We start from the raw sequence: 25,412 nt of genomic DNA, 5'->3' as shown, positions 1-25,412 counted from the left end.
GTTGTTTTGTGCTGTTTGCCCATATCTTCCGTGACCTGAATGCAACATTTTTGTCAGAACGCCTCACGAATGATATCAATGACGTTCTCCAGCACCGGATCGCGCAGACTCAGTTTATTGTAATGCAGTGAGAACTCGACCTGTTCACTATTCACCGGCGCGTAGGGAAGGCGTTCAAGCGGCCAGCAGCGGCTAAATAAGTCGTAGAAGCGGGTGGGCATCAGTCCCAGCAGATCGCTGCTGGCGATCAGCGAGGCAATGGTAAAAATATTGTAGCTGCTAAAACTGATTTGCTGATCGGGAAATGTCTCCTGCAGTCGCTGGCGCAGGAGGGAAAGATGTTGTCCCTCCAGCATCAGAAAGGTGTGATCCGCGCTGTTCAGTCTCTCTTCAGTAATGGCGTTCGCCAGACACGGGTGATGCTGGCGGCAGACAATCTCAAGCGTATCGCTAAACAGGACGTGATGCTGGATGCTCCGGTTGTTATAGCTATGGGTATTGATAATGAGATCGGTCTGAAACTGACTAAGCTGGCTTTCGGCATCGTCTACCGGAATGTTGCGCAGCAAAAGCTGAGGATAACGCGGCCTGATGGCCTGGTAAATAATCGGCATCACTAGCGCGCCGACCGAAGGCGTCGTGCCAATCGTAATGGTGCGTTGCTTATCATAGCTGCCCGTAAGATCCAGGGCGCCAAGAATAGATTCCAGCCCCTGGCTGATGTATTCGTGCAGATGCGTAGCATACGTCGTGGGCGTTACGCCCTGGCCTTTGCGAATAAACAGCGGATCGGGAAATATAGTCCGTAATTTTTGAATGGACTGGCTGATGGCTGACGGCGTCAGGTTAAGAATTTTCGCGGCATTGACGATCCCTTTATGGACATATACGGCCTCGAAAATCGTCAACAGATTGAGGTCAATATTTCTCAGTGTTCTGAAAATTTGCGGTTTGTCTTGTAGATGTTGATCGGCCGGTTGTCTTTCTGCCTGATTATTATCACTCACGCTCTGGCTCCGAATTCATTCGTATTATGAATAATAGATGAAATAGTATATTTTGCATTTATGAGTTGGTTTTAAAATTACTCTTATGAATGTATTTTAAGTCATTTCAATAAGATAAGTAACAGCAAGGCCGGGATTTTGTTCACGGAAAATTCCTCATCATGAGGACTGAAGAGGCCATGCCGCCTGGCGGCTACAGCAGGGATATAACGAAAATATAGAAAGCGGGGGGAGAAGTAAAGCATTCAAATCATATATGATTAATGACCCATAAATTTCTTGGGCCATTATATTTTACGCATTAAGCAGCAATATATTCATACGGTGGATTATTTAGCAGAGCTAAAATATTCGCCAGCAAGCGGGGCGCAATATTATCTGTGGTAGCGTCTTTCTTCCACTGCGTTATTTTAGCCATTTCCATGCCGGCATAACCACACGGGTTGATACGCAGGAAAGGAGAAAGATCCATGTTAACGTTTAGCGCTAAACCGTGGAATGAGCAGCCGCGACGGATACGTAAACCCAGCGAGCAGATTTTCTTTTCACCCACATAGACGCCCGGCGCATCGGCGCGCGGATGCGCCTCAATACCAATTTCAGCCAGCGTATTCACCACGGTCTGTTCAAGTAGGGTGACTAAATCACGCACGCCCAGTTTACGTCGTTTCAGGTTAAGTAAAACGTACATTACCTGTTGGCCCGGACCATGATAGGTCACCTGTCCTCCACGATCGCTCTGCACAACGGGAATATCGCCAGGCATCAATATATGTTCCGCTTTACCGGCCTGGCCCTGGGTAAACACCGGGTAATGCTCAACCAACCAGATTTCATCATGGCTGTTTTCATCGCGCATATCGGTAAAGTTATGCATGGCCTGAGAGATAGCTTCATAGGGCTGAAGGCCGAGCTGGCGGACAAGGATTTTATCCTGATACAAAACGGCATCTCCGTAGAGAATGAAAAAAGAGAGGAAAGTATATCACAGCGGGGGAGGCGGGGAGTTACCCGGATAAGACCGGGTAACCGTCTGGATGTATTACAATACCATTCGCACGATATCAATATTGCCCAGTTCTTCGTACAGCGTTTCAACCTGTTCAATATGGGTGGCATTAATGGTGATAGAGACCGAGTGGTAGTTGCCTTTGCTGCTCGGTTTTACCGTCGGAGAGTAATCACCAGGCGCATGGCGCTGTACCACTTCAACCACCTGATCAACCAGCTCAGGTAACGCCTGCCCCATTACTTTGTAAGTAAATGGCGTAGGGAATTCAAGCAGTTCGTTAAGTTTGGTTTTCATGTCAGCTCCGGCATTACGTAAAAAAAATAACAACTCCCGCCACAGGGCGGGAGTTTTACTGATGCATAGTATATGGGGACGAAAATCACACTTTCAAGCGTTCAATTTTTATCCAAACCAGTGATGGAACATTAATTTAATGTAATCAATGCTTTTACCGAAGAAGTTCCCTTCCGGGATCTCTTGCAGTACGACCAGCGGACGCTGCTCGATGGTTTTACCGTCCAGCTGGAAGTTGATGGTGCCGACCACCTGGTTTTTCTGCAGCGGCGCGTGCAGTTCTGCGGTATTCAGTACATAGCTCGCTTTCAAATCTTTCATGCGACCACGAGGGATCGTCAGGTAAACGTCTTTATCGACGCCCAGCGAGGCGCGATCGGTATTACCAAACCAGGCGGGTTCAGAGGCGAACTCTTTACCAGCCTTCAGCGGATTAACGGTTTCAAAGAAACGGAAGCCCCACGTCAGCAGTTTTTTGCTTTCTGTTTCACGGCCTTTATAGGTCCGTCCGCCCATCACGGCGGAAATCAATCGCATCTGGCCTTCGGTTGCGGAAGCGACCAGATTATAGCCCGCTTTGCTGGTATGGCCGGTTTTGATGCCGTCCACATTCAGGCTGTTATCCCACAGCAGACCGTTACGGTTTAACTGGCGAATGCCGTTAAAGGTGAACTCTTTTTCTTTATAAACGGCATATTCGTTAGGCACATCGCGAATTAACGCCTGACCAATCAGCGCCATATCGCGAGCTGAACTGTATTGTCCGTCGGCGTCCAGGCCGTGTACGGTCTGGAAGTGGGTATTTTTCAGCCCCAACGCGTTCACATAGCTATTCATCAGCCCGACGAAAGCATCCTGGCTACCGGCGGCGAAATCAGCCATTGCCACACAGGCGTCATTGCCGGATTGCAGATTGATGCCGCGTATCAACTGAGAGACCGGTACCTGCATTCCCGGCTTGAGGAACATCAGCGAGGAGCCTTTAAATACCGGATTGCCGGTGGCCCAGGCGTCATTACCGACGGTAACCAGGTCGGTTTCTTTAAATTTACCCGCTTTCATTGCCTGTCCGATGACGTAACTGGTCATCATCTTCGTCAGACTCGCCGGGTCGCGACGTTCGTCAGCGTTTTGTTCCGCCAGAACTTTACCGGAGTTGTAGTCGATCAGGATGTAGGATTCCGCATCGATCTGCGGAACACCCGGGATCATAGTTTTGATATTCAGGTCATCGGCATGTGCGGTTGAGATAAACGCGGCACAAAGCGCCGTGGTGAGCGCCATGCGCTGCATAAAACGAGCGGAAAAAGTGGTCTTCATGGTCTGAACTACGACGTCCGTGATGAAATTAAAAAAAGAGCCCTACTATAGCAAAAGCATAACTGGCAGGCATCTGACTTTCCGCGTGACTTTGTTAATGTCATTTACAGAAATTGACAGTACAGATACCTGCGATCGGTTACTGCGCGCTGGCGATAAAGGACTGTAATTGTGCTTCTGTTTGCAAACGTTGCTGTAACGCGCTGGCTTCGGCTTTACTGGCAAAAGGCCCCAGTTGAATACGCCAGACCGCGCCGTTTTGTATTACGCGTCCTGGTACGCTGAACTGCTGGCTTAAACGCTGTTGGTACTGCTGCGCGCGCGTTTGATCGCTGACGGCGCCGACCTGGACGACGAAACGACCGCTCGCCGCGGCGGCAGGCGCGCTCACCGGGGCAGATACCGGGGCTGCGGCGGCAGGCGCGCTCACCGGCGTCGCAGTCGCTGGAGCCGTCACTGGCGCGGAAACCGGCGCTGGCTGTGGCGCCGGCGTCGGTTCATTACTCTCCAGCACGCCAGGCGCCAGCGTGGTCGGCGCGCCGAGGAAGCCGCTGCTGCTCACTGGCGCACCGGTGGTATCGTCACTTTTCAACGTGGAATTACTGACCGGAAGAACGTCGCCTTGCGGTTGCGCAGGCGCTGAAGAGGCGCTTCCCATTCCGCCGCTTAAATCAGGGCGCGGGGGCAGAGCGTAGGTCTGTTTCGCCACCGTCGTACAGGCCATCCCCGGGCCGGAGAGCGAACCATCCGGCGCCACGATAATAGGGTCAATCCGTACTTTAGTATTATTCGAGGTATTCAGACGATCCGCCGCCGCGCGGGACAGGGAGATGACCCGATCGGTGCCATAGGGGCCGCGATCGTTAATACGCGCGACGATCATGCGACCGTTGGCCAGGTTGGTGATTCGCGCATAGCTGGGGATAGGCAGTGTCGGATGGGCGGCGGTAAGCTGCATCGGATCGAACATCTCCCCGGAGGCGGTTAAATTACTGCCGGGTTCCGCATCATAAATAGCGGCCAGGCCAGCCTGGCTAAAGCGGGACGGGTCCTGAACGATTTTATAACTTTTACCGTCACGCTGATAATCCTGGTTTGCGGTCGGATTCAGAGGTTCATAACGCGGTTCCGCTCCGCTGATTTCCACAGTCGGACCATTACATACCGCAGGTTGCGGCGCGACGGTGGTTTGCTGCTGACCGCCGTCATTAGTACATGCCGCGAGTAGTACTATCCCTGCCGCGACGCAGATTACAGGCAACTGCTTACGCATTGCGCACCCCTTATACGCTTTTCGACAACATTTTTCTGTGGGTGTGGATCGACATCACAATCCCGAACCCGGCCATCAGCACAATCAGTGCGGAGCCCCCGTAGCTGACCAGGGGTAAAGGTACTCCAACCACAGGCAGAATACCGCTCACCATACCAATATTTACGAAGACATAAACGAATAATATTAACATTAATCCGCCAGCCATCACGCGACCAAATGTAGTTTGCGCTCTGGCGGCAATCCACAGACCGCGCATTATTAGCAAAATATAGAGCGCGAGCAGAATCAGGATGCCCACCAGACCGAGCTCTTCCGCCAGTACCGCGAAGATAAAGTCGGTATGGCGTTCGGGTAAAAACTCCAGCTGCGACTGGGTGCCGTGGAGCCAGCCTTTACCGCGCAGGCCGCCTGAGCCAATGGCGATTTTAGACTGAATAATATGATAGCCCGCGCCCAGCGGATCGGTCTCCGGATCAAGGAGCATCATGACGCGCTGGCGTTGGTAATCGTGCATCAGGAAAAACCACAAAATAGGAATAAATGCAGCGATCAATACAATGGCGACCCCAATTAAGCGCCAGCTCAGACCAGACAAAAATAGGACAAAGAGACCGGAAAGGGCGACCAAAATAGACGTCCCGAGGTCCGGCTGGGCGGCAACCAGCAGGGTAGGCATAAAGATTAATACCAGGGCGATGGCGGTATTTTTCAGCGAGGGCGGGCAGACGTCGCGGTTAATAAAGCGGGCGACCATCAGCGGCACGGCGATTTTGGCTATTTCCGAAGGCTGAAAGCGAACGATTCCCAGATCGAGCCAGCGCTGCGCGCCTTTGGATATTGCGCCGAAGGCATCAACGGCGACCAGCAAAATGATACAAATGATATAGAGATAGGGCGCCCAGCCTTCATATACGCGCGGCGGGATCTGCGCCATCACCACCATAACCACCAGCCCCATCGCAATCTGACCGATTTTACGCTCCATCATGCCGATGTCCTGGCCGCTGGCGCTCCAGATGACCAATGCGCTGTAAACCAGTAACGCCAGCAGAATGAGTAGCATCGTGGGATCGATATGAATTTTATCCCAGAAGGTTTTTTTGTTCGGATTATCCGTCATGATTATTGGTCCTCCGCCGCTGCAACCACCGGGTTTTCCGCAGGCAAATGGGTGTTGTTGTCGCCCAGCATGATGTGATCAAGGATTTGGCGCATGATCGTGCCTACTGCCGGGCCTGCGCCGCCGTTTTCAAGGATGATCGCGACGGCGACCTGGGGATTGTTATACGGCGCAAAGGCGGTCATTAATTTATGGTCGCGCAGGCGCTCGGCGATTTTATGCGCATTGTACGTTTCGTTGGCCTTCAGGCCAAAGACCTGCGCGGTGCCCGACTTCGCCGCGATTTTATAGGGCGCGCTGGCAAAATATTTATGAGCCGTGCCGTTAGGGCGGTTGGCGACGCCATACATTCCATCTTTCGCAATTTCCCAGTAGCCGGAGTGAATATCGCCCACCGGCGGCTCATGCGGCTGTACCCACGGCACCTGTTTACCGTTTTCCGCGGTGCTCATTAACAGATGCGGGACTTTAACTACACCGTCGTTAATAAGGATCATCAGCGCCTTACTCATCTGAATCGGCGTTGCCGTCCAGTAGCCCTGGCCGATGCCCACCGGAATCGTATCGCCCTGATACCACGGTTTTTTAAAGCGTTTCTGTTTCCACTCGCGGGTCGGCATATTACCAGAGCGCTCTTCTGCGAGATCAATTCCCGTATAGTGCCCATAGCCAAACTTACCCATCCATTCTGACAGGCGGTCGATTCCCATGTCATAGGCCACCTGATAGAAGAAGGTATCCGCCGACTCTTCAAGGGATTTGGTGATATTCAGATGCCCGTGGCCCCATTTTTTCCAGTCGCGGTAGCGTTTCTCAGACCCCGGCAACTGCCACCAGCCAGGGTCGAAAAGACTGGTGTTACGGGTGATGACGCCAGCGCTTAACGCCGATACGGCGACGTAAGGCTTAACGGTAGAAGCGGGTGGGTAGACACCCTGAGTCGCGCGGTTCACTAATGGCGTGTTCGGGTCGTTAAGCAGCCCGGAGTAATCTTTGCTGGAGATGCCATCCACGAAAAGGTTAGGGTCGTAACTTGGCATGGAGACCAGCGATAGCACGCCGCCGGTACGCGGATCGGTGACAATCACCGCCGCGCGACTGCCTGCCAGCAGCGTTTCAATATACTGCTGGAGCTTGAGATCCAGCGTCAGGTAGATATCGTGTCCGGCCTGCGGCGGCACCTCTTTGAGCTGGCGAATGACGCGGCCGCGGTTGTTGACTTCAACCTCTTCATAACCGGTTTGCCCATGCAGAATATCTTCATAGTAGCGCTCAATGCCCAGCTTGCCGATGTCATGGGTGGCGGCGTAGTTTGCCAGTTTGTTTTCTCTGTCGAGACGCTCGACGTCTTTATCATTGATTTTCGATACGTAGCCGATAACGTGGGTCAGCGCCGATCCGTATGGATAATAGCGGCGTTTATAGCCTTTGACTTCAACGCCCGGAAAACGGTACTGGTTGACGGCAAAGCGCGCGACCTGAACTTCCGTCAGGTTTGTTTTCACCGGAATAGAAGTAAAGCGATGGGATCGGGCGCGCTCTTTTTTAAAGGCGGCGATATCGTCGTCGTTTAAATCGACCACACTGCGTAGCGCATCCAGCGTTTGCTGAACGTTATCCACCTTTTCTGGCATCATTTCAATCTGATAGATAGTGCGGTTCAGCGCAAGGGGAATGCCGTTACGGTCGTAGATTATCCCGCGGCTTGGCGCAATTGGCACCAGCTTGATACGGTTTTCGTTCGAGCGGGTCTGGTAATCGGTAAAACGGAGGATTTGCAGATTATACAAATTGGCGATCAGTACGCCGGTCAGCAGCAAAATACCCAAAAAGGCGACCAGCGCCCGACGCACAAACAGTGCGGACTCAGCCGTATAGTCACGAAAAGAATTTTGTCGTTTCATCCGCTGCTTAATCTTCTCAAGACTTCACGATCACTCACGGTGATAAGGGTGGTTGGTTGTGATGCTCCACGCCCGGTACAAACTCTCCGCGACCAGAACCCGAACCAGTGGGTGAGGGAGCGTTAACGCCGAGAGCGACCAGCTCTGTTCCGCTGCCGCTTTGCAGGCGGGAGATAATCCTTCCGGGCCGCCAATCAGCAAACTGACGTCGCGCCCGTCCTGTTTCCAGCGCTCCAGCTCATTGGCTAACTGCGGCGTATCCCACGGCTTGCCTGGAATATCCAGGGTAACAATGCGATTCTTACCGGCGGCGGCCAGCATCTGCTCGCCCTCTTTGTCGAGAATGCGTTTGATATCCGCGTTCTTGCCGCGTTTGCCCGCAGGGATTTCGATCAGCTCAAAGGGCATATCTTTCGGAAAACGACGCAGATATTCCGTAAATCCCGTTTGAACCCAGTCGGGCATCTTCGTGCCGACAGCGACAAGTTGCAGCTTCACGCATTAACTCCAGAGTTTTTCCAGTTCATACAGGCGGCGACTTTCTTCCTGCATGACATGCACAATCACATCGCCCAGATCGACGACAATCCAGTCAGCCGCATTTTCGCCTTCGACGCCCAACGGCAGCATACCGGCCGCGCGCGACGACTGCACCACGTGGTCGGCAATAGACATAACGTGACGGCTGGAGGTGCCGGTACAAATAATCATACAGTCGGTGATACTGGATTTACCCTGAACATCTAAGGCGATGATGTCCTGACCTTTCAGGTCATCAATTTTGTCGATAACAAAATCCTGGAGTGCTTTACCCTGCAAGTTTTCCCCCTGGGTGAATAATTGCGTTATAACGATAGAAAAAGGCCAACAGGCTGGACCGGTAAGGCGTTGCGAGTTAACGCTAACCTTCCGGCGGGACGCCGTGTAGTATACCTGAATCAGCGGCGATACCGGGACTTATGTCGCCGGATCGGCGTTTAAAACCAGATTATCATCCCATCCCACGTCACAGAAAGCATCGCCATTTTTGTAAAACAATTTCTGCAAAGCTCTGCAAGGTGAAAAAAGCCTGGCTGCGGAGAATAACAGCCTGTTGGGGGCTGTCAATGGGCGAAACCGCTGCGGCGAGAAAAAACGGAAAATTCATCACTCAGGCCGCCAGACGGCACGACTATTTAATACTTTCAGGGTGGCGAACCCTTCGCATATGTCGATTGCGCTCCAGCATCCCTGTTCTACCCGGAAATGCCATAGCGAGGCGGCGGGCATCGCGAGCAGACGGGCAATCAACAGGCTGAGTACGCCCTGATGGCTGACGATCAGCAGGTTCTGGCAATCGCTAAACGCGTCGAGTCGCGAGATAAAGCGCTCTACGCGCCGGGTAAAAGCCTGAAAACCCTCGCCATTGGTCGGAACCGCATTCTGCCAGTCCGTACACCAGGCGGCATAGCTTTCGGCATCTTCATGGGTGAGGTCGCGGTGATGGCGCATTTCCCAGTCGCCAAAGTACATCTCATTAAGCTCAGGTAAGATGTGTTGCGGCACATCCCGGCCCTCCAGTACGAGCCGGGCGGTATGGCGCGCGCGCTCCAGCTCGCTGCATAACACCCTGTCAAATGGCACGTGGCGCAATAAAGTATGTAGCGTTTTCGCCTGGCCAATCCCTTTTTCCGTTAACGGCGTGGGAGCATGTCCGCTATACAACCCGGCGACATTGGCCTCGGTTTCGCCATGACGCACTAGCCACAATCGCATGGTATTCCTCATGAGGTTAAATGCGCAAAACATGATAATGCCCCTGATTGCGCAACGTTTTTTTCACTAAAATAGCGTTTTTTGACCGGAGGCATAATGGCGTTATTCAACAGCGCGCATGGCGGTAATATTCGGGAAGCCGCGACGGTGTTGGGCATCTCGCCTGACCAGTTACTGGATTTTAGCGCAAATATTAATCCGCTGGGTATGCCTGTCAGCGTGAAACGCGCGCTTATCGACAATCTGGACTGCATTGAGCGCTACCCGGACGCCGATTATTTTCATTTGCACCAGGCGCTGGCGCGTCATCACCAGGTGCCGGCATCGTGGATACTGGCGGGAAATGGCGAGACGGAGTCAATCTTTACCGTGGCGAGCGGTCTTAAACCGCGTCGTGCAATGATTGTCACGCCAGGTTTCGCGGAGTATGGCCGGGCGCTGGCGCAAATTGGCTGTGAAATTCGTCGCTGGTCTCTACGCGAAGCGGATGGCTGGCAGCTTACCGATGCCATTCTTGAGGCGTTGACGCCCGATCTGGACTGCCTGTTTCTGTGTACGCCCAATAATCCTACCGGCCTGCTGCCGGAGCGGCCGTTATTACAGGCCATTGCCGATCGCTGCAAATCGCTGAGCATTAACCTGATCCTGGATGAGGCGTTTATCGATTTTATTCCGCATGAGACGGGCTTTATTCCTGCTCTTAAAGATAATCCGCATATCTGGGTGCTGCGTTCGCTGACCAAATTTTATGCCATTCCCGGCCTGCGGTTGGGATATCTCGTCAATAGCGATGACGCGGCGGTAGCGCGGATGCGTCGCCAACAAATGCCGTGGTCGATTAACGCGCTGGCGGCGCTGGCCGGTGAGGTAGCGTTACAGGATAGCGCCTGGCAACAGGCGACCTGGCATTGGTTACGGGAGGAGGGCGCCCGGTTTTATCAGGCGCTTTGTCAGCTCCCCCTGCTGACGGTCTATCCCGGGCGGGCAAACTATCTGTTGTTACGCTGTGAGCGAGAGGATATTGATCTGCAGCGACGGTTGCTGACGCAGCGGATTTTAATCCGTAGCTGCGCTAACTACCCGGGGCTGGACAGCCGCTATTATCGTGTGGCGATACGCAGCGCTGCGCAAAACGAGCGTCTGCTGTCGGCGCTGCGCAATGTGCTTACCGGTATAGCCCCTGCTGATTGATGTAGTTCAGCACGTTTTCCGGCAACAGATCGTCGCAGGATTCGCCTTTTTCCAGCCGTTCGCGGATGAGGGTTGCGGAGATATTAAGCCAGGGCGTTTCCGCCAGGTAAATTTTACCGGCTGGCAACTGGTGCAGATCGTCCGGCGTATGGGTCAGATGCTGTTCCAGCCACTGCTGGTGTTGCGCCTGCGTCATTTCAAGGGGATAGCCCGGACGACGACAAACGATCAGGTGAGTGTTATCAAGGATGGTGTCGTAATCATGCCAGGTGGGGAAGTTAAGCAGAGAGTCCTGGCCGATAATAAACGCCAGCGGCGCTTCGGGACCCTGTTCTTCGCGCCATGCTTTCAACGTTTGCGCAGTGTAAGAGGGCGCGTTTCGCTGTAGCTCGCGTTCATCCAGCGTAAAAAGCGGCTTATCGGCGATAGCCAGCTCCAGCATATATTTACGCTGCGCGCTGGAAGCTTCCGGCTGGGGGCGATGCGGCGGCACATTGTTAGGCATAATAATCACCCGCGATAAGCCGATCAGATTCGCCAGCGTTTCAACAGGTTTAAGATGTCCATAATGCACCGGATCAAAGGTGCCGCCGAATAAAGCCTGTAACGATTTCATATCACCCATCAATAAATACGTCTGCCAGCGCCTTATGGCAGAGCAGGAGCGATAGCCCTTCAAGATCTGCCCATACTGACTGACCATAATCCTGTTTGAGCGTAATTTCTGTACGCGTCAGTAACTGCACGGCCTGGCGAAGCTGTGCAGGATGGAGACGCTGCAACGCGTCGCCGATCATGGGGCGACGGTTTTGCCAGACCCGGTGTTTATCAAACAGCGCGCGTAACGGCATATGCGCGGACTGACGTTTGAGATTTACCAGTAGCAGCAGCTCTCGCTGGAGGGTCCGCAGCAGAATAACCGGCTCGCTGCCTTCAAGGCGTAGCTGTTGCAGAATATGCAGCGCGCGTTTGCTTTTCCCCATCAGTAACGCATCCACCCAGTGGAAAGGGGTAAAGTGGGCGGCGTCATTGACGGCCTGCTCCACGCGAGGAAGCGTTAACTTACCGTCAGGCCAAAGCAGCGACAGCCGTTCCAGCGCCTGCGCCAGCGCCAACAGATTGCCCTCATAGCAATAGCACAGCAGTTGGTTCGCGGCGTCATCCAGTTGCAAATTCTGTGCTTTCGCTCTGGCGGCAACCCAGCGGGGAAGCTGCGCCTGCTCCGGCGTTTGACAACTGACCTGAACGCTACGGTCTGCCAGCGCGGTATACCAGGCGGCGTTTTCCTGCGCTTTGGTGAGCTTGTTTCCGCGTACTATTAATAACAGGTCGTCATGCAGCAGCTCGCTCAGCGTGGCGAGTTGCTCATTCATTGCCGCGTTAGGCCCGTTTTCCGGCAGTTGCAGCACCAGCGTTTGACGACTGGCGAACAGACTCATCGCCTGGCAGAGTGAGAAAAGCGATCCCCAGTCGGTACTGGGATCGAGAGTAAAAGCGTGGTGCTCTTCGAAGCCTTGCGACGCAGCCGCCAGACGAATAGCGTCCTGACTTTCCTGCAGCAGCAGCGGATCGTTGCCCAATAATAAATATGCCGCACGCAGCCCTTCGTTGAGCTGCGCGCGGAGTTGTTCAGGATACAACCTGATCATTAGTTACTCAGCGTAGTGGAGACGCGTGCTGGCGTAGAGGCGGGCGCCGCCGTCTCATTGTCGGCGGTAGCCTCCTCTTTCGTCGCCTGAATATCCGCCGCGCGGACGCTGGTCAGCTTACGAATCAGCTGTTCAGCGGCTTTGTCGTACATCTCCTGAACGATCATGGCCTGCTCGTTATCCTTCGCCAACGCCATCTGCGGGTTATCGAAGAACGAACGGTACACTTTCGTGCTGATAGGATAGATGTCATGGCCCGGAATCAATACCGAGGCATTGACGGTCATCACCATCTGATATTCCGCCGTCTGGCCGTCCTGGAACACTGACGCCGTATCCTGCGAAATAGTCACCGTTCCAAGCCGCAGAGACGGAACGTCTTTGCGCGTTGTGTCTTTATCAAGCAGGTTTACGTTATTCAGCCGTAACTGATTACGTACCGCACGACTTAGCGGACCGTTCGGATCGCCGGAATCGAGGATCATCGTTTTCATTGAAGCCGGAACCTGCGTAGTGCTACGCAGATGCCAGCCGCATCCGGCGGTGACCAGCACCGCCAGAGATAACAACAGTGTTACCAGATATCGCACGCTTCCTCCCGCGCTTAGCCAACAACCAGATTGAGGAGTTTACCCGGAACGTAAATCACTTTACGCACGGTAACGCCATCAAGATATTTTGCCACCAGATGTTCCTGGCCTGCACGTTCACGCACCTGTTCTTCGGTGGCATCCACCGCAACGGTGATTTTCCCGCGAACTTTACCGTTAACCTGCACGACAACCAGCGTGGTGTTTTCCACCATTGCCTGCTCGTCGGCAACCGGCCACGGCGCGTTGTCGATATCGCCTTCGCCACCCAGTTCCTGCCACAAGGTAAAGCAGACGTGCGGGGTGAACGGGTTAAGCATACGCACGACGGCCTGCAGCGCTTCCTGAAGCAGTGCGCGGTCTTGTTCGCCTTCCTGCGGGGCTTTCGCCAGTTTGTTCATCAACTCCATGATCGCCGCAATGGCGGTGTTGAACGTCTGACGGCGGCCGATATCATCGGTCACTTTGGCAATGGTTTTATGCACATCGCGACGCAGCGCTTTTTGATCTTCGCTCAGCGCATCGACGTTCAGCGCCGCGACAGAACCTTTAGCGGTGTGTTCGTAAACCAGCTTCCAGACGCGTTTAATAAAGCGGTTTGCGCCTTCTACGCCGGACTCCTGCCATTCCAGAGTCATATCCGCCGGAGAAGCGAACATCATAAACAGGCGTACCGTGTCCGCGCCATAACGTTCAACCATTACCTGCGGGTCGATACCGTTATTTTTCGACTTGGACATTTTACTCATGCCAGTGTAGACCAGCTCATGACCCGCTGCGTCTTTTGCTTTGACGATGCGGCCTTTTTCATCGCGCTCGACGATAGCGTCAACTGGCGAAACCCAGTTACGTTCGCCGTTCTCGCCGACATAATAGAACGCATCCGCCAGTACCATGCCCTGGCACAGCAACTGTTTAGCCGGCTCGTCAGAGGTGACCATGCCCGCATCGCGCATCAGCTTATGGAAGAAGCGGAAGTAGAGCAGGTGCATGATGGCATGTTCAATACCGCCGATGTAGATGTCGACCGGCAGCCAGTAGTTTGCCGCTTTCGAATCCAGCATTCCTTCCTGATACTGCGGGCAGGTGTAACGCGCGTAGTACCATGACGATTCCATAAAGGTGTCGAAGGTGTCGGTTTCACGCAGCGCCGGCATCCCGTTAACGGTGGTTTTCGCCCACTCAGGATCGGCCTTGATCGGGCTGGTGATGCCGTCCATGACGACATCTTCCGGCAGAATAACCGGCAGTTGATCTTCCGGCGTCGGCAGCACGGTGCCGTCTTCCAGGGTGACCATCGGGATCGGCGCGCCCCAGTAACGCTGACGGGAAACGCCCCAGTCACGCAGACGATAGTTCACTTTACGTTCGCCGACGCCTTTTTCCGCCAGTTTATCGGCAATTGCGTTAAACGCCGCTTCAAAGGCCAGACCGTCGAACTCACCGGAGTTAAACAGCACGCCTTTTTCGGTCAGCGCCTGTTCGGAAAGATCCGGCTCGGAACCGTCGGCGGCCAGAATCACCGGCTTGATGGTCAAACCGTATTTGGAGGCAAATTCGTAGTCGCGCTGATCGTGACCCGGAACGGCCATCACCGCGCCAGTGCCGTACTCCATCAGCACAAAGTTTGCCGCCCAGACCGGGATCTCTTCGCCAGTTAACGGATGAATCGCTTTATAGCCGGTGTCGACGCCTTTTTTCTCCATGGTCGCCATTTCGGCTTCGGCCACTTTGGTGTTACGGCATTCGTCGATGAACGCCGCCAGCTCGGCGTTGTTCGCCGCCGCTTTTTGCGCCAGCGGATGACCGGCGGCCACTGCCAGGTAGGTGGCGCCCATAAAGGTATCCGGACGGGTGGTATAGACGGTCAGGGTGTTATCGTAACCCTTCACATCGAAGGTGATTTCCACACCTTCAGAGCGGCCAATCCAGTTGCGCTGCATCGTTTTTACGGTATCAGGCCAGTGGTCCAGCTTATCCAGATCGCGCAACAGCTCGTCTGCGTAAGCGGTGATTTTGATAAACCACTGTGGGATCTCTTTACGCTCAACTTTGGTGTCGCAGCGCCAGCAGCAGCCGTCGATCACCTGTTCGTTGGCGAGAACGGTCTGATCGTTCGGGCACCAGTTAACGGCAGAAGTCTTCTTGTACACCAGGCCTTTTTTATACAGCTCGGTGAAGAATTTCTGTTCCCAGCGGTAGTATTCCGGGGTGCAGGTCGCGATTTCACGGCTCCAGTCATAGCCAAAACCCAGCGTTTTGAGCTGGTTTTTCATGTACGCGATGTTGTCGTACGTCCACGGCGCCGGCGCGGTGTTGTTCTTCACCGCCGCGCCTTCCGCCGGCAGGCCGAAGGCGTCCCAGCCGATTGGCTGCAGCACGTTTTTGCCCAGCATACGCTGGTAGCGGGCAACCACGTCGCCGATGGTGTAGTTACGTACGTGGCCCATGTGTAGTCGGCCAGAAGGATAGGGAAGCATCGACAGGCAGTAATACTTCTCTTTGCTCTCGTCTTCGGTCACTTCAAATGTGCGCTTCTCATCCCAGTGAAGCTGTACTTTGGATTCTATCTCTTCCGGGCGGTATTGCTCTTGCATGGCAGCCAGTAGTCCTGTTTTCGATACAGCTACAAATGTAGCTTTAGAGGTGGTGTTTAGATCCGCATAGCATAGCCCAAACACGCACGTCAAAACAGGGGGTAGAACATTTGTCGCGCCAGGCGTTCATGAGGAGGTGACGCAAAATGCGACACGACTGAGGCAAATTACCGCAGTTCCTGTCACCGCCAGATCGGTCTGTGAAAATAAAGTCATATAAACCAATAAGTTAAAAAATGGCACGCCTTTTGATTAGGGAAGACAGGACTAAAGCAAAGGAGTTAATCGTGAAAAAAAATGCAGTGGTGATTCACCCTCAGGATTGCGTCGCGACGGCTATTACGGCGCTCAAGGCCGGCGAAACCGCCACAATGTTCATTGGCGAACGCGAGATAAGCGTTGTGTTACATCAGGATGTGCCATTTGGCCACAAATTCGCCATCTGCGATGTGCCTTTTCATGGCGAAGTTTATAAATATGGCGAATCCATTGGCCGCGCCACTCAGGAAATAAAAAGTGGCGACTATGTGCACGTCCACAATGTGGAAAGCGAACGCGGACGTGGTGACTGGAAATAATATAAAACAAGGAAAAATGATTATGAGCAATGAGACTTTTTTGGGTTTCCGCCGCCCTGACGGCCGTTTTGGCATCCGTAATTATGTACTGATTTTACCTACCAGCGTTTGTGCGAATAAAGTTGCCCAGGATATTGCCCGGCAGGTAAAAGGCGCGACATGGGTGAATAACGATTTTGGCTGCTGCCAGGTGGCAGGCGATGCGCGTCTGACGGAAAAGACATTGATTAATGTGGCGAATAATCCCAACGTCGGCGCTATTGTGGTTGTGGGCTTAGGCTGTGAAGGCGCGGAGCCGCTGCGCATCGCAGAAGAGATTACCGCATTTGGCAAACCGACTTCCTGCATTACCATTCAGGAAGAGGGCGGCACGCTTAAATGTCAGGCCAGGGGGATTTCGCTGGCCCGCGACTATGCACAACAACTCTCCATGCAAAAACCGCAGCAAGCACCGGTTAGCGAGCTGCTGCTGGCGATGGAGTGCGGCGGGTCAGATACGACATCGGGGCTGGCGTCTAACCCTTCCTGCGGGGTCGCCTCGGATAAGCTGATACGCTGCGGCGGAAGCTCAATTCTTTCTGAAACGACGGAATTTATTGGCGCCGAGCATGTGATGGCGAAACGTGCGGTGACGCCGGAGGTTGGTCAACAGCTCATTGATTTAGTGGTCGGCTGCGAGGCGCGAGCAAAAGCGCTGGGCGAGGATATTCGCGGGGGACAGCCGACGCCGGGCAATATTAAAGGCGGGTTGACTACCATTGAAGAAAAATCGTTAGGCTGTATGCATAAAGCGGGTCATGCGCCGCTACAGGGTGTACTGGAATATGCCGATAGCCCAACGCATCCGGGCCTGTGGATTATGGATACCCCGGGGCAGGATATTGAATCTATTTCCGGCATGGTGGCGGGTGGAGCGCAGATCGTTATTTTTACTACCGGTCGCGGAACGCCTGCCGGTAACCCAATAGCGCCGGTAATAAAAATTACGGGTAATAAAGCAACGTGGGAAATGATGCAGGACAATATTGATATTGATGTGTCCGCCATTATGTCTGGCGAGGCTTCTATTACGCAAATGGGCGAGGAAATTTATCAGGAAATTTTACGCGTCGCGAATGGGAAAACGACTAAATCAGAAGATTTAGGTCATAACGAATTCTCTATTTATAAGATCGCGCCGACGTTCTGATACCAAATCGGGCAGCACCAGCTGTCCGGTTATCTCCTGGGAATAAGCTATGAAAATTAAAAAAACACTGGAACGTTTTCCTGGTGGTATGATGGTTGTACCGCTAATCATCGGCGCATTGTTTAAAACTTTTGCGCCGGAGGCGCTGGAAATAGGCGGTTTTGTCACCTCTATTTCGCATGGCGCAATGGCGATTTTAGGCATGTTTTTAGTCTGTATGGGCGCGGATATCCAGTTTAAAGCCGCGCCGAAAGCGCTGAAAAAAGGCGCTGCGATCACCTTTGCGAAATTTGCCAGCGGCGTGATTATTGGCATTCTGGTCGGAAAATTTTGCGGCCCGGATGGGTTATTAGGTCTGTCGGCTTTAGCGATTATTTCGGCGATGACCAACTCGAACAGTGGGTTATATGCCGCGTTGGTGGGGGAGTACGGCGATGAAACCGACGGCGGCGCGATTGCGGTAATATCGTTGAACGATGGTCCCTTTTTCACCATGCTGGCGTTAGGGTCGGCAGGCATGGTGTCGATACCCTTTATGAATCTGGTGGCGGTTATTATTCCCATTATCATTGGCATGATTTTGGGTAATCTGGATGAGGACATGCGCAAGTTTCTTAAACAGGGCAGCGTGGTAACGATTCCCTTTTTTGCCTTTGGGTTAGGATACGGTATTGATTTCGCAAGACTTATCACGGCAGGTTCTTCAGGCATTTTACTGGGACTCATGACGGTGGCGATTGGCGGATTTTTTAATATTTTCGCCGATCGTCTGACGGGAGGCAGCGGCGTGGCAGGTGCGGCGGTATCCACTACCTCTGGCAACGCCGTCGCGACGCCAGCGGCAATCGCGCTGCTCGATCCGCATTTTACCGACCTGGCGTCGACGGCGGCGGCGCAGGTGGCGGCCTCGACGATTATTACCGCTCTGTGCGCCCCCTTCCTGACCGTATGGATAAAAAAACGCTACGATCGTAAACTGAACCCAGCCGCCGCAGGCGGTTAGCGTTTCGGCGGAAAATAAATCACGACGGGCGGTCTCGCCCGTTCATAAACCAACAGGATGGTGAGTGATGAATAAGACGAAAGATATAGCCGCATCTCCTCTCTGTTTTGTCTCTCCTTACCCTCAACTGGCAAAGGCTGCCGAGGCGCTGGTCGCGCAGTTGGATTACGCCGTCACTATTCATCAAACGACGCTTAATCGTATCCTGGATGAGCTACCTTTATTAGAGTCCCGTGGGCACCAGGTACTGATTAGTCGTGGCGGCTGTGCGGAAATATTAAAAAAGCACAGTAAATTACCGGTAGTCGAAATTAAAATGTCCGGCTACGACATTCTTGATGCGCTTATCCCTTTTAAAGGACAAAAAGGCACTGTCGGTATTGTCGGCTTTTCCAGTGTGATCAAAGGATGCGCGCGCGTAGCGGAACAGTTAAATATTAACTATAAAATTTTTACCTTACAGGGAAATGATAAAGAAACGATTTCTTGCCTGAAGCGGCAATTAGCGTCCACGCCATTAGATTGCATTGTTGGCGATACCGTTTGTCAGGATTATTTTTCACCGCTGGGCTCGCAATTCCGTTTACTTGATTCCAGCCCCGCCTCAATAACCGAAGCTCTGGAAGAAGCCCGCTCATTATATCTGGCTTTTCGCAGCCAATTACTGGAGCGCCATCATCTGCAGCTGATTCTCGATCAGTTTGATAAAGCTGTTATCACGCTTGATGATACCGGCGCGTTACTGCATTACAATAAATATGCGAGCCAACTTTTTAAAGTTAACGCCTCCGGTGAAATTTATGACGCGTCTTTCCTGAAACAGGTATTGCACCAGGAGCGGCATACATTACGCGAGGGAAAAACCGTCAGCGCGAAAGTCGTCGATACGCCGCAAGGCGCGATGGTGGTTAATCTGTATCCGGTATTTGCGGCCAGACAGTTAAGCCGGGTAGTGTTGACGATGCAAACCGTCTCCAGTTTACAGGGGGCGGAACATCATGTTCGCCGCCAGGAACTGTCTCGCCGCGGCTTGAGCGCCCGCTATCATTTCGACGATCTGCTTACCGAAAACCCGGAAATGCTGCGTCGTCTGGCGATCATTAAAAATTATGCCGGTACGGACGCGACTATCTTAATTAATGGCGAAAGCGGGACGGGGAAAGAGGTGCTGGCGCAAAGTATTCATAATGCCAGCCAACGCGTTAACGGCCCGTTTGTCGCCATTAACTGCGGCGCGATGGCCCCTCAGATTCTGGAGAGCGAACTCTTTGGCTATGTCGCCGGCGCATTTACCGGCGCGTCGCCGAAAGGCAAAATAGGCCTGTTTGAATTAGCGCACCACGGTACCATTTTTTTGGATGAGATTAGCGAACTGGATAAACCGCTACAGACGCGCTTATTACGGGTATTGCAGGAGCGGCAGATTATGCGGCTGGGCTCAGACCAGATGATACCTGTTGATATTCGCGTGATTGCAGCGACCAATCAGACATTAACGAAGCTCATTGCGGACGGGACATTTCGCGAAGATCTTTACTATCGGCTTAACGTATTAAAAGTGACCACCATCCCGCTACGCAAACGTCCGGAGGATATCAAAGCCATCGGCCTGTCGCTGCTTACCAGTTTCAGCCAGCATTATAAACGCCCGGCACTAACGTTAACCCCGGCGCTGTGGCAAGAGCTTCAGCGCTTCGCCTGGCCCGGAAACGTCAGGCAGTTAAGCAATATTATCGAACGGCTGGTGCTCTCTATTGATCACTCCCCGGCAACGCTGGATGAGGGCCGCCTCTTGCTGGACGATCTGGAAGAGGGGAGCCGACGCGAGCCAAGTACCTGCCACGACTGCCAGATGCTGGCTGGCGATTATAAAACGATTCGCCTGCGTATTTTGAGAAAATTATTAGAGGCGGAAAGGGATAATAAATCGTTAGTGGCGAAACGATTAAATGTCGATCGTACCTCGCTGACGCGCTGGATACGTGAGTCGGCCTGACAAGAATTTACAGACTCTGTGGGCAGCCTTGCAAAGCGTAACGCAAATAACGTCTATTATTATAGACAGTTAACGATCCAAGAGGTGAAGTGATGAACAAGGTTGCTCAATATTACCGTGAACTGGTGGCCTCATTAAGCGAGCGTTTACGCAATGGCGAGCGCGACATTGATGCGCTGGTGGAGCAGGCGCGCCAGCGCGTGATGCAAACAGGGGAGTTAACGCGAACCGAGGTGGACGAACTGACGCGCGCTGTCAGACGCGATCTGGAAGAGTTCGCCATGAGCTACGAAGAGAGCCAGGAAGATAGCGTCTTCTTGCGGGTGATTAAAGAGAGTCTCTGGCAGGAACTGGCGGACATTACCGACAAAACCCAGCTGGAATGGCGCGAGGTGTTTCAGGATTTGAATCACCACGGCGTGTATCACAGTGGCGAAGTGGTGGGATTGGGGAATCTGGTGTGCGAGAAGTGCCACTATCATCTGGCGGTTTACACGCCGGATGTGTTGCCGCGCTGCCCGAAGTGTGGTCATGACCAGTTTCAGAGAAGACCGTTTGAGCCGTGAGTGGAAGAGCGCCGGTGCGTCTTATCCGGCCTACCAAAAATCGTTCACGTAGGCCGGATATGGCGAAGCTGCCATCCGGCAAATATTACGCGTAAAACTTCAGCCGTTCCGCCAGTAAATCGACAAATCCCTGGCGGTCTACATCGACCATCACCGTCGCATTCGGCTTATTCCCCGTCAGGAAATAATAATCCACCACCGTCATCCCCTGGGTGTATTTCCCCTGAGTTTCCACGCCAACCCAACGCTCAACGGTGGTGAAAATCTCCGGTTTCAGCAGCCAGGCGATGGTGCATGGGTCATGCAGCGGCGCGCCGACAAATCCCCATTTTTCGTCTTTGTGGTACTCCATAAAGAAGTCCAGCAGTTCGGCAACGATGGTGGAAATCGGGTTGCCAATAGCGCGAAAGCGTTCGATATCGGCGGCGTGAATCTGCGCCTTATGGGTGACGTCCAGCCCGGCCATCACCACCGGAATGCCTGACTGGAAGACAATTTCTGCCGCTTCCGGGTCGACGTAAATATTAAATTCCGCAGCGGGCGTCCAGTTACCCAATCCCATTGCTCCGCCCATGATCACAATGCGGGCGATTTTCGTATGCAGTTCCGGATGGCTATTCAGCAGCAGCGCCACGTTGGTCTGTGGGCCAGTGGAGACGATGGTGACTGGCTGTGAACTCTCACGCAGTGTTTTTGCCATCAGCTCAACGGCAGTGCCGCTTTGCGGGGCGAATGACGGCTCGGGCAGCGCCGGGCCGTCAAGACCACTTTCGCCGTGAACGTTATCGGCGATAATCAGTTCGCGCATGAGAGGTTTCACCGCGCCGCCCGCCACCGGAATATCCGGGCGTTTGAGCAGTGTCAGCATCCGCAGCACGTTGCGCAGGGTCTTATCCGGCGTCTGGTTGCCGGCGGAAGAAGTGATCGCTTTCACTTCCAGTTCAGGGGAGGCGAGGGCGAGAACGAGGGCGATCGCGTCATCATGACCCGGATCGCAATCAATAATAATGGGCAGTGCCATTGTGGCTCCTTGTAAGCGGTACTTTGTGACAAGGTTAACGCCCGGCTGGATACGTTTCGAGAAGCGAAGAAGTAAAGCGTGAGATAGCGCGCACTCTGACGTGCGCGCCGGGAAGATTAGTGCAGGATTTTCGCAAGGAAGTCTTTTGCGCGATCGGAACTGGGGTTAGCGAAGAACTCCTCTTTTGGCGAATCTTCGACGATTTTACCTTCATCCATAAAGATCACCCGGTTAGCCACTTTACGGGCAAAGCCCATTTCGTGCGTCACCACCATCATGGTCATCCCTTCGTTCGCCAGTTCGACCATCACGTCCAGCACCTCGTTGATCATTTCCGGATCGAGCGCGGAAGTCGGTTCATCGAATAACATGGCAATGGGGTCCATGCACAGCGCACGGGCGATGGCGACACGCTGCTGCTGACCGCCGGAAAGCTGCGCCGGGAACTTGTTGGCATGCGCAGACAGGCCAACGCGCTCCAGCAGCTTCAGGCCTTTATCGCGGGCGGCGGCCTTATCGCGTTTCAGCACTTTCACCTGCGCCAGCGTCAGGTTTTCGATGATCGACAGGTGGGGAAACAGCTCGAAGTGCTGGAATACCATGCCCACGCGGGAACGCAGTTTCGCCAGATCGGTTTTTTTGTCGTTCACAATAATGCCGTTAACGGTAATTTCGCCTTTTTGCACCGGTTCCAGACCATTGACGGTCTTAATCAGCGTGGATTTACCGGAACCCGATGGCCCGCAGACTACCACCACCTCACCTTTTTTCACTTCTGTTGAACAATCGGTCAGCACCTGAAAGTGACCATACCATTTTGAAACATTTTTCAGGGTAATCATTAAACTGTCCTTTTCTTCAAATAGCTGACCAGCAACGACGCGCTCAGGCTGATAACAAAATAAACGGCGCCGGCGAACAGAATCATTTCGACCTGAGTTCCGTCACGCTCGCCGATAGTCGACGCGGTGCGGAAGAAGTCCGCCAGGCTGAGTACATAAACTAAAGAGGTGTCCTGAAATAGCACGATGCCCTGCGTAAGCAACAGCGGCACCATCGCCCGAAACGCCTGCGGCAGAATAATGAGCTTCATCGACTGCCAGTGGGTCATCCCCAGCGCCAGCGCGGCGCTGGACTGCCCGCGGGAAATACTTTGAATACCGGCGCGAATAATCTCGGAATAGTAGGCCGCTTCAAACATAGAGAATGCCACCATCGCGGAGATCAGGCGGATATCGGTTTTCGGCGATAGTCCCAGCACGTTTTGCAGAAAGCCGGGTACAATCAGATAGAACCACAGCAAGACCATCACCAACGGGATGGAACGGAAAACGTTAACATACGCTTTAGCAAACCAGGCGATAGGGGCAAAGCTTGAGAGGCGCATGACGGCCAGAATGGTTCCCCAGACTATTCCCACGACAACGGCGGTGACGGTGATCTTCAGCGTGATGACCAACCCGGCCAGCAGGTAAGGCAGTGAGGGGATAATCGAACTCCAGTCAAATTCGTACATTATTTGCTCCCCACGTTGCCCGGCAGGCGGACTTTGCGTTCAACCAGGCTCATGACCAGCATGATAACGGCGTTAATCAGCACATAGGCCAGCGTAATGGCGGTGAAGGATTCCCAGGCGTGCGCCGAGTAATCCAACAGTTTGCCTGCCTGCGCCGCCATATCCACCAGGCCGATGGTTGAGGCAATAGCCGAGTTTTTCACCAGGTTCATCATCTCTGACGTCATTGGCGGCACGATAACGCGATAGGCATTCGGCAGCAGGACATAGCGATAAGCCTGCGGCAGCGTTAGCCCCATCGCCAGCGCCGCGTTCTTCTGCCCGCGAGGCAAAGACTGAATCGCGGCGCGCACCTGTTCGCAAACGCGGGCGGCGGTAAACAGTCCCAGACAGATCATTGAGGAGAGGAAAAACTGAATATTGGGATCGAGTTCCGCCTTAAACCACATGCCAAGATCTTCCGGCAACAGTTCAGGCACCACCAGGTACCAGGTGAAGAATTGCACGATCAGCGGCACGTTACGGAACAGTTCTACGTACAACGTGCCCAGTCCGGAGAGGAAACGGTTGGGAACGGTACGTAAAATGCCGAAAATAGATCCTACCAGGAAAGCGATAATCCAGGCGGTAATCGAAAGGGCTACGGTGACCTGAAAACCACTCCATAGCCAGCCGAGATAGGTGGTATTGCCGAAGGGGGCTTCCTGTAAAAAAATACCCCAGTTCCAGTCTATTGACATACATCTACTCCGAAAAAAAAGGGTAGCAGTGCTACCCTCGAAGATTGTTGCCCGGCGATTTGCGGTTTCAGGCCCGATGGGGAACGACCATCAGGCTTATAGTCTGTCCGTGCTGAGCGACAATCGAGAGGACAGGAGTCCCGTCCCATTTAGTTTTAGTTAGTTAAGCGCTTTATCATTCGGTGCTTTGAACAGGGCTTTCATCTCGTCAGACAACTCGAAATTCATGTTCAGGTTTTTCGGTGGGATCGGATTTTTAAACCACTTATCAAACCACTTTTCCGCTTCGCCGGAGGTTTGCGCCTGGGCGATGGTATCGTCCATCAGCTTTTTAAATTCAGGGTCGTTTTTACGCAGCATACAGCCGTAGGCTTCCTGGGACTGCGGTTTACCGACAATCTCCCAGTTATCCGGTTTCTTGGCTTTGGCGCGCTCGCCGGCCAGCAGCGCGTCATCCATCATAAAGGCGACGGCGCGACCGCTTTCCAGGGTGCGGAACGAGTCTCCGTGGTCTTTCGCGCTAATAATACGCATCCCCATCTTTTGCTCTTCGTTAAGCTTATGCAGCAGAATTTCAGAGGTCGTCCCGGAGGTGACGACGACCGCTTTGCCTTTCAGATCCGGGAAATCTTTAATATCGCCGCCTTTTTTAGTCAGCAGTCGCGTCCCGACGACGAAAATCGTATCGGAGAAGGCGGCCTGTTTCTGGCGCTCAAGGTTGTTAGTCGTTGAACCACATTCAAAATCGAAGGTTCCGTTTTGCAACAGCGGAATACGGTTTTGCGAGGTGATCGGAATCAGCTTCACCTGCAGATCCGGCTTGTTAAGTTTCTTTTTTACCGCTTCCACAATGGCGTTGGAGTAGTCCTGGGAATAGCCGACCACTTTCTGCTGGTTGTCGTAATAAGAAAAGGGCACAGAAGATTCGCGATGCCCGACGACGATCACGCCATTTTTAGCGATCTTGTCCAGGGTGCTACCAGCGGCAGGCGCGCCATCTTCTGCGTGCGCAAGGCCCGCAGACAGTCCCATGACCAGCATTGTTGTGGTTAGCTTACGTAATTGCATATCCAACTCCTTTATCATCT

The 25,412-nt window shown here is 53.4% G+C and carries 25 protein-coding genes; 6 read left to right on the top strand and 19 right to left on the bottom strand.

What is annotated here, in order from left to right:
* Positions 1 to 53: 53 nt before the first annotated feature.
* The 10 genes from LDB27_RS15720 to LDB27_RS15675 all read right to left on the bottom strand — a co-directional run bounded on the left by LDB27_RS15720 (position 54) and on the right by LDB27_RS15675 (position 9,688).
* Positions 54 to 1,007 (bottom strand): YbeF family transcriptional regulator, encoded by a 954-nt coding sequence (locus LDB27_RS15720; RefSeq protein WP_001282817.1) that lies wholly within the window; start codon positions 1,005 to 1,007, stop codon positions 54 to 56.
* A gap of 301 nt (positions 1,008 to 1,308) precedes the next feature.
* Positions 1,309 to 1,950 (bottom strand): lipoyl(octanoyl) transferase LipB, encoded by a 642-nt coding sequence (gene lipB, locus LDB27_RS15715; RefSeq protein ID WP_000284012.1) that lies wholly within the window; start codon positions 1,948 to 1,950, stop codon positions 1,309 to 1,311.
* Between the two features lie 99 nt (positions 1,951 to 2,049).
* Positions 2,050 to 2,313 carry a DUF493 family protein YbeD gene (gene ybeD, locus LDB27_RS15710; protein ID WP_000850547.1) on the bottom strand — a complete coding sequence of 88 codons (264 nt, stop codon included), beginning with the start codon at positions 2,311 to 2,313 and terminating at the stop codon, positions 2,050 to 2,052.
* A gap of 108 nt (positions 2,314 to 2,421) precedes the next feature.
* On the bottom strand, positions 2,422 to 3,633 hold the full coding sequence (gene dacA / locus LDB27_RS15705) for a D-alanyl-D-alanine carboxypeptidase DacA (protein WP_225519869.1): 1,212 nt from the start codon (positions 3,631 to 3,633) through the stop codon (positions 2,422 to 2,424).
* A gap of 139 nt (positions 3,634 to 3,772) precedes the next feature.
* Complete coding sequence (gene rlpA / locus LDB27_RS15700; RefSeq protein ID WP_001231286.1) at positions 3,773 to 4,906, bottom strand: endolytic peptidoglycan transglycosylase RlpA; 1,134 nt, start codon at positions 4,904 to 4,906, stop codon at positions 3,773 to 3,775.
* A 10-nt stretch (positions 4,907 to 4,916) separates the two neighbouring features.
* Positions 4,917 to 6,029 carry a peptidoglycan glycosyltransferase MrdB gene (gene mrdB, locus LDB27_RS15695; protein WP_000131713.1) on the bottom strand — a complete coding sequence of 371 codons (1,113 nt, stop codon included), beginning with the start codon at positions 6,027 to 6,029 and terminating at the stop codon, positions 4,917 to 4,919.
* Between the two features lie 2 nt (positions 6,030 to 6,031).
* A complete protein-coding gene (gene mrdA / locus LDB27_RS15690) occupies positions 6,032 to 7,933 on the bottom strand; it encodes a peptidoglycan DD-transpeptidase MrdA (protein ID WP_000828700.1) in 1,902 nt (633 codons plus the stop codon).
* 30 nt (positions 7,934 to 7,963) lie between these two features.
* The gene (gene rlmH / locus LDB27_RS15685) at positions 7,964 to 8,431 is read right to left on the bottom strand and encodes a 23S rRNA (pseudouridine(1915)-N(3))-methyltransferase RlmH (protein WP_000776107.1); all 468 of its coding nucleotides are present in this window, start codon (positions 8,429 to 8,431) and stop codon (positions 7,964 to 7,966) included.
* A 3-nt stretch (positions 8,432 to 8,434) separates the two neighbouring features.
* Positions 8,435 to 8,752 carry a ribosome silencing factor gene (gene rsfS / locus LDB27_RS15680; RefSeq protein ID WP_001161670.1) on the bottom strand — a complete coding sequence of 106 codons (318 nt, stop codon included), beginning with the start codon at positions 8,750 to 8,752 and terminating at the stop codon, positions 8,435 to 8,437.
* A gap of 327 nt (positions 8,753 to 9,079) precedes the next feature.
* Positions 9,080 to 9,688 carry an adenosylcobalamin/alpha-ribazole phosphatase gene (locus LDB27_RS15675; protein ID WP_001241925.1) on the bottom strand — a complete coding sequence of 203 codons (609 nt, stop codon included), beginning with the start codon at positions 9,686 to 9,688 and terminating at the stop codon, positions 9,080 to 9,082.
* A gap of 96 nt (positions 9,689 to 9,784) precedes the next feature.
* On the opposite strand from LDB27_RS15675, the gene cobD reads away from it, so the two are divergent.
* Positions 9,785 to 10,879 (top strand): threonine-phosphate decarboxylase CobD, encoded by a 1,095-nt coding sequence (gene cobD, locus LDB27_RS15670; RefSeq protein WP_001173242.1) that lies wholly within the window; start codon positions 9,785 to 9,787, stop codon positions 10,877 to 10,879.
* Here the strand turns inward: cobD and nadD are convergent.
* From nadD to leuS, 4 genes are read right to left on the bottom strand one after another with little or no spacing between them, the layout of a single operon-like run.
* A complete protein-coding gene (nadD, locus tag LDB27_RS15665; protein WP_001518902.1) occupies positions 10,854 to 11,495 on the bottom strand; it encodes a nicotinate-nucleotide adenylyltransferase in 642 nt (213 codons plus the stop codon). The two genes, cobD and nadD, sit on opposite strands and share 26 nt — an antisense overlap.
* Position 11,496: 1 nt before the next feature.
* A complete protein-coding gene (holA, locus tag LDB27_RS15660) occupies positions 11,497 to 12,528 on the bottom strand; it encodes a DNA polymerase III subunit delta (RefSeq protein WP_000620490.1) in 1,032 nt (343 codons plus the stop codon).
* Positions 12,528 to 13,118: an LPS assembly lipoprotein LptE gene (gene lptE / locus LDB27_RS15655; RefSeq protein ID WP_001269950.1), complete on the bottom strand. Its 591-nt coding sequence runs from the start codon at positions 13,116 to 13,118 to the stop codon at positions 12,528 to 12,530. Before lptE ends, holA begins: the two co-directional genes overlap by 1 nt.
* A 14-nt stretch (positions 13,119 to 13,132) precedes the next feature.
* Positions 13,133 to 15,715 carry a leucine--tRNA ligase gene (leuS, locus tag LDB27_RS15650; protein ID WP_001157919.1) on the bottom strand — a complete coding sequence of 861 codons (2,583 nt, stop codon included), beginning with the start codon at positions 15,713 to 15,715 and terminating at the stop codon, positions 13,133 to 13,135.
* A gap of 236 nt (positions 15,716 to 15,951) precedes the next feature.
* Here leuS and LDB27_RS15645 point away from each other — a divergent pair, with 236 nt between their 5' ends.
* The 5 genes from LDB27_RS15645 (at position 15,952) to LDB27_RS15625 (ending at position 21,047) form a co-directional block, all read left to right on the top strand.
* The gene (locus tag LDB27_RS15645; protein WP_001574029.1) at positions 15,952 to 16,293 is read left to right on the top strand and encodes a UxaA family hydrolase; all 342 of its coding nucleotides are present in this window, start codon (positions 15,952 to 15,954) and stop codon (positions 16,291 to 16,293) included.
* Positions 16,294 to 16,309: 16 nt separating this feature from the next.
* Entirely contained in the window at positions 16,310 to 17,482 is a 1,173-nt protein-coding gene (locus tag LDB27_RS15640) for a UxaA family hydrolase (RefSeq protein WP_001670689.1), read from the top strand.
* A gap of 49 nt (positions 17,483 to 17,531) precedes the next feature.
* Complete coding sequence (locus LDB27_RS15635; RefSeq protein WP_000694477.1) at positions 17,532 to 18,485, top strand: 2-keto-3-deoxygluconate permease; 954 nt, start codon at positions 17,532 to 17,534, stop codon at positions 18,483 to 18,485.
* 67 nt (positions 18,486 to 18,552) lie between these two features.
* Positions 18,553 to 20,481 (top strand): sigma-54 interaction domain-containing protein, encoded by a 1,929-nt coding sequence (locus LDB27_RS15630; protein WP_001044186.1) that lies wholly within the window; start codon positions 18,553 to 18,555, stop codon positions 20,479 to 20,481.
* A 92-nt stretch (positions 20,482 to 20,573) separates the two neighbouring features.
* Positions 20,574 to 21,047 (top strand): zinc ribbon-containing protein, encoded by a 474-nt coding sequence (locus LDB27_RS15625; RefSeq protein ID WP_001044886.1) that lies wholly within the window; start codon positions 20,574 to 20,576, stop codon positions 21,045 to 21,047.
* 85 nt (positions 21,048 to 21,132) lie between these two features.
* Here LDB27_RS15625 and rihA read toward each other — a convergent pair whose 3' ends face one another.
* From rihA to LDB27_RS15600, 5 genes are all read right to left on the bottom strand, one after another.
* Entirely contained in the window at positions 21,133 to 22,068 is a 936-nt protein-coding gene (gene rihA / locus LDB27_RS15620) for a pyrimidine-specific ribonucleoside hydrolase RihA (RefSeq protein ID WP_001207417.1), read from the bottom strand.
* A 116-nt stretch (positions 22,069 to 22,184) separates the two neighbouring features.
* Positions 22,185 to 22,910, bottom strand: coding sequence for a glutamate/aspartate ABC transporter ATP-binding protein GltL (gene gltL / locus LDB27_RS15615; RefSeq protein WP_000631369.1), 726 nt, complete (start codon positions 22,908 to 22,910; stop codon positions 22,185 to 22,187).
* Positions 22,910 to 23,584 carry a glutamate/aspartate ABC transporter permease GltK gene (gene gltK, locus LDB27_RS15610; RefSeq protein WP_000272799.1) on the bottom strand — a complete coding sequence of 225 codons (675 nt, stop codon included), beginning with the start codon at positions 23,582 to 23,584 and terminating at the stop codon, positions 22,910 to 22,912. Before gltK ends, gltL begins: the two co-directional genes overlap by 1 nt.
* Complete coding sequence (gene gltJ, locus LDB27_RS15605; protein ID WP_000020930.1) at positions 23,584 to 24,324, bottom strand: glutamate/aspartate ABC transporter permease GltJ; 741 nt, start codon at positions 24,322 to 24,324, stop codon at positions 23,584 to 23,586. The genes gltK and gltJ overlap by 1 nt, the downstream gene beginning before the upstream one ends.
* Before the next feature lie 159 nt (positions 24,325 to 24,483).
* Positions 24,484 to 25,392 (bottom strand): amino acid ABC transporter substrate-binding protein, encoded by a 909-nt coding sequence (locus LDB27_RS15600; protein ID WP_001530371.1) that lies wholly within the window; start codon positions 25,390 to 25,392, stop codon positions 24,484 to 24,486.
* Positions 25,393 to 25,412: the final 20 nt, after the last annotated feature.

This window comes from Salmonella sp. JXY0409-18, from assembly GCF_020268625.1.
GTDB lineage: Bacteria > Pseudomonadota > Gammaproteobacteria > Enterobacterales > Enterobacteriaceae > Salmonella > Salmonella enterica.
The sequence above is the reverse complement of the archived record's forward strand: the minus strand, read 5'-3'. Positions and strand labels throughout refer to the sequence as shown.

Excerpts from the sequence above, each read along its gene's own strand:
- mrdB (WP_000131713.1), bottom strand. The coding sequence starts at position 6,029 with ATGACGGATAATCCGAACAAAAAAACCTTCTGGGATAAAATTCATATC.
- LDB27_RS15675 (WP_001241925.1), bottom strand. The coding sequence starts at position 9,688 with ATGCGATTGTGGCTAGTGCGTCATGGCGAAACCGAGGCCAATGTCGCC.
- LDB27_RS15640 (WP_001670689.1), top strand. The coding sequence starts at position 16,310 with ATGATTATGAGCAATGAGACTTTTTTGGGTTTCCGCCGCCCTGACGGC.
- LDB27_RS15635 (WP_000694477.1), top strand. The coding sequence starts at position 17,532 with ATGAAAATTAAAAAAACACTGGAACGTTTTCCTGGTGGTATGATGGTT.
- gltJ (WP_000020930.1), bottom strand. The coding sequence starts at position 24,324 with ATGTCAATAGACTGGAACTGGGGTATTTTTTTACAGGAAGCCCCCTTC.
- holA (WP_000620490.1), bottom strand. The coding sequence starts at position 12,528 with ATGATCAGGTTGTATCCTGAACAACTCCGCGCGCAGCTCAACGAAGGG.
- LDB27_RS15645 (WP_001574029.1), top strand. The coding sequence starts at position 15,952 with ATGGCACGCCTTTTGATTAGGGAAGACAGGACTAAAGCAAAGGAGTTA.
- LDB27_RS15630 (WP_001044186.1), top strand. The coding sequence starts at position 18,553 with ATGAATAAGACGAAAGATATAGCCGCATCTCCTCTCTGTTTTGTCTCT.
- ybeD (WP_000850547.1), bottom strand. The coding sequence starts at position 2,313 with ATGAAAACCAAACTTAACGAACTGCTTGAATTCCCTACGCCATTTACT.
- LDB27_RS15600 (WP_001530371.1), bottom strand. The coding sequence starts at position 25,392 with ATGCAATTACGTAAGCTAACCACAACAATGCTGGTCATGGGACTGTCT.
- LDB27_RS15625 (WP_001044886.1), top strand. The coding sequence starts at position 20,574 with ATGAACAAGGTTGCTCAATATTACCGTGAACTGGTGGCCTCATTAAGC.
- mrdA (WP_000828700.1), bottom strand. The coding sequence starts at position 7,933 with ATGAAACGACAAAATTCTTTTCGTGACTATACGGCTGAGTCCGCACTG.
- rlpA (WP_001231286.1), bottom strand. The coding sequence starts at position 4,906 with ATGCGTAAGCAGTTGCCTGTAATCTGCGTCGCGGCAGGGATAGTACTA.
- cobD (WP_001173242.1), top strand. The coding sequence starts at position 9,785 with ATGGCGTTATTCAACAGCGCGCATGGCGGTAATATTCGGGAAGCCGCG.
- nadD (WP_001518902.1), bottom strand. The coding sequence starts at position 11,495 with ATGAAATCGTTACAGGCTTTATTCGGCGGCACCTTTGATCCGGTGCAT.
- gltK (WP_000272799.1), bottom strand. The coding sequence starts at position 23,584 with ATGTACGAATTTGACTGGAGTTCGATTATCCCCTCACTGCCTTACCTG.
- rihA (WP_001207417.1), bottom strand. The coding sequence starts at position 22,068 with ATGGCACTGCCCATTATTATTGATTGCGATCCGGGTCATGATGACGCG.
- gltL (WP_000631369.1), bottom strand. The coding sequence starts at position 22,910 with ATGATTACCCTGAAAAATGTTTCAAAATGGTATGGTCACTTTCAGGTG.
- dacA (WP_225519869.1), bottom strand. The coding sequence starts at position 3,633 with ATGAAGACCACTTTTTCCGCTCGTTTTATGCAGCGCATGGCGCTCACC.
- leuS (WP_001157919.1), bottom strand. The coding sequence starts at position 15,715 with ATGCAAGAGCAATACCGCCCGGAAGAGATAGAATCCAAAGTACAGCTT.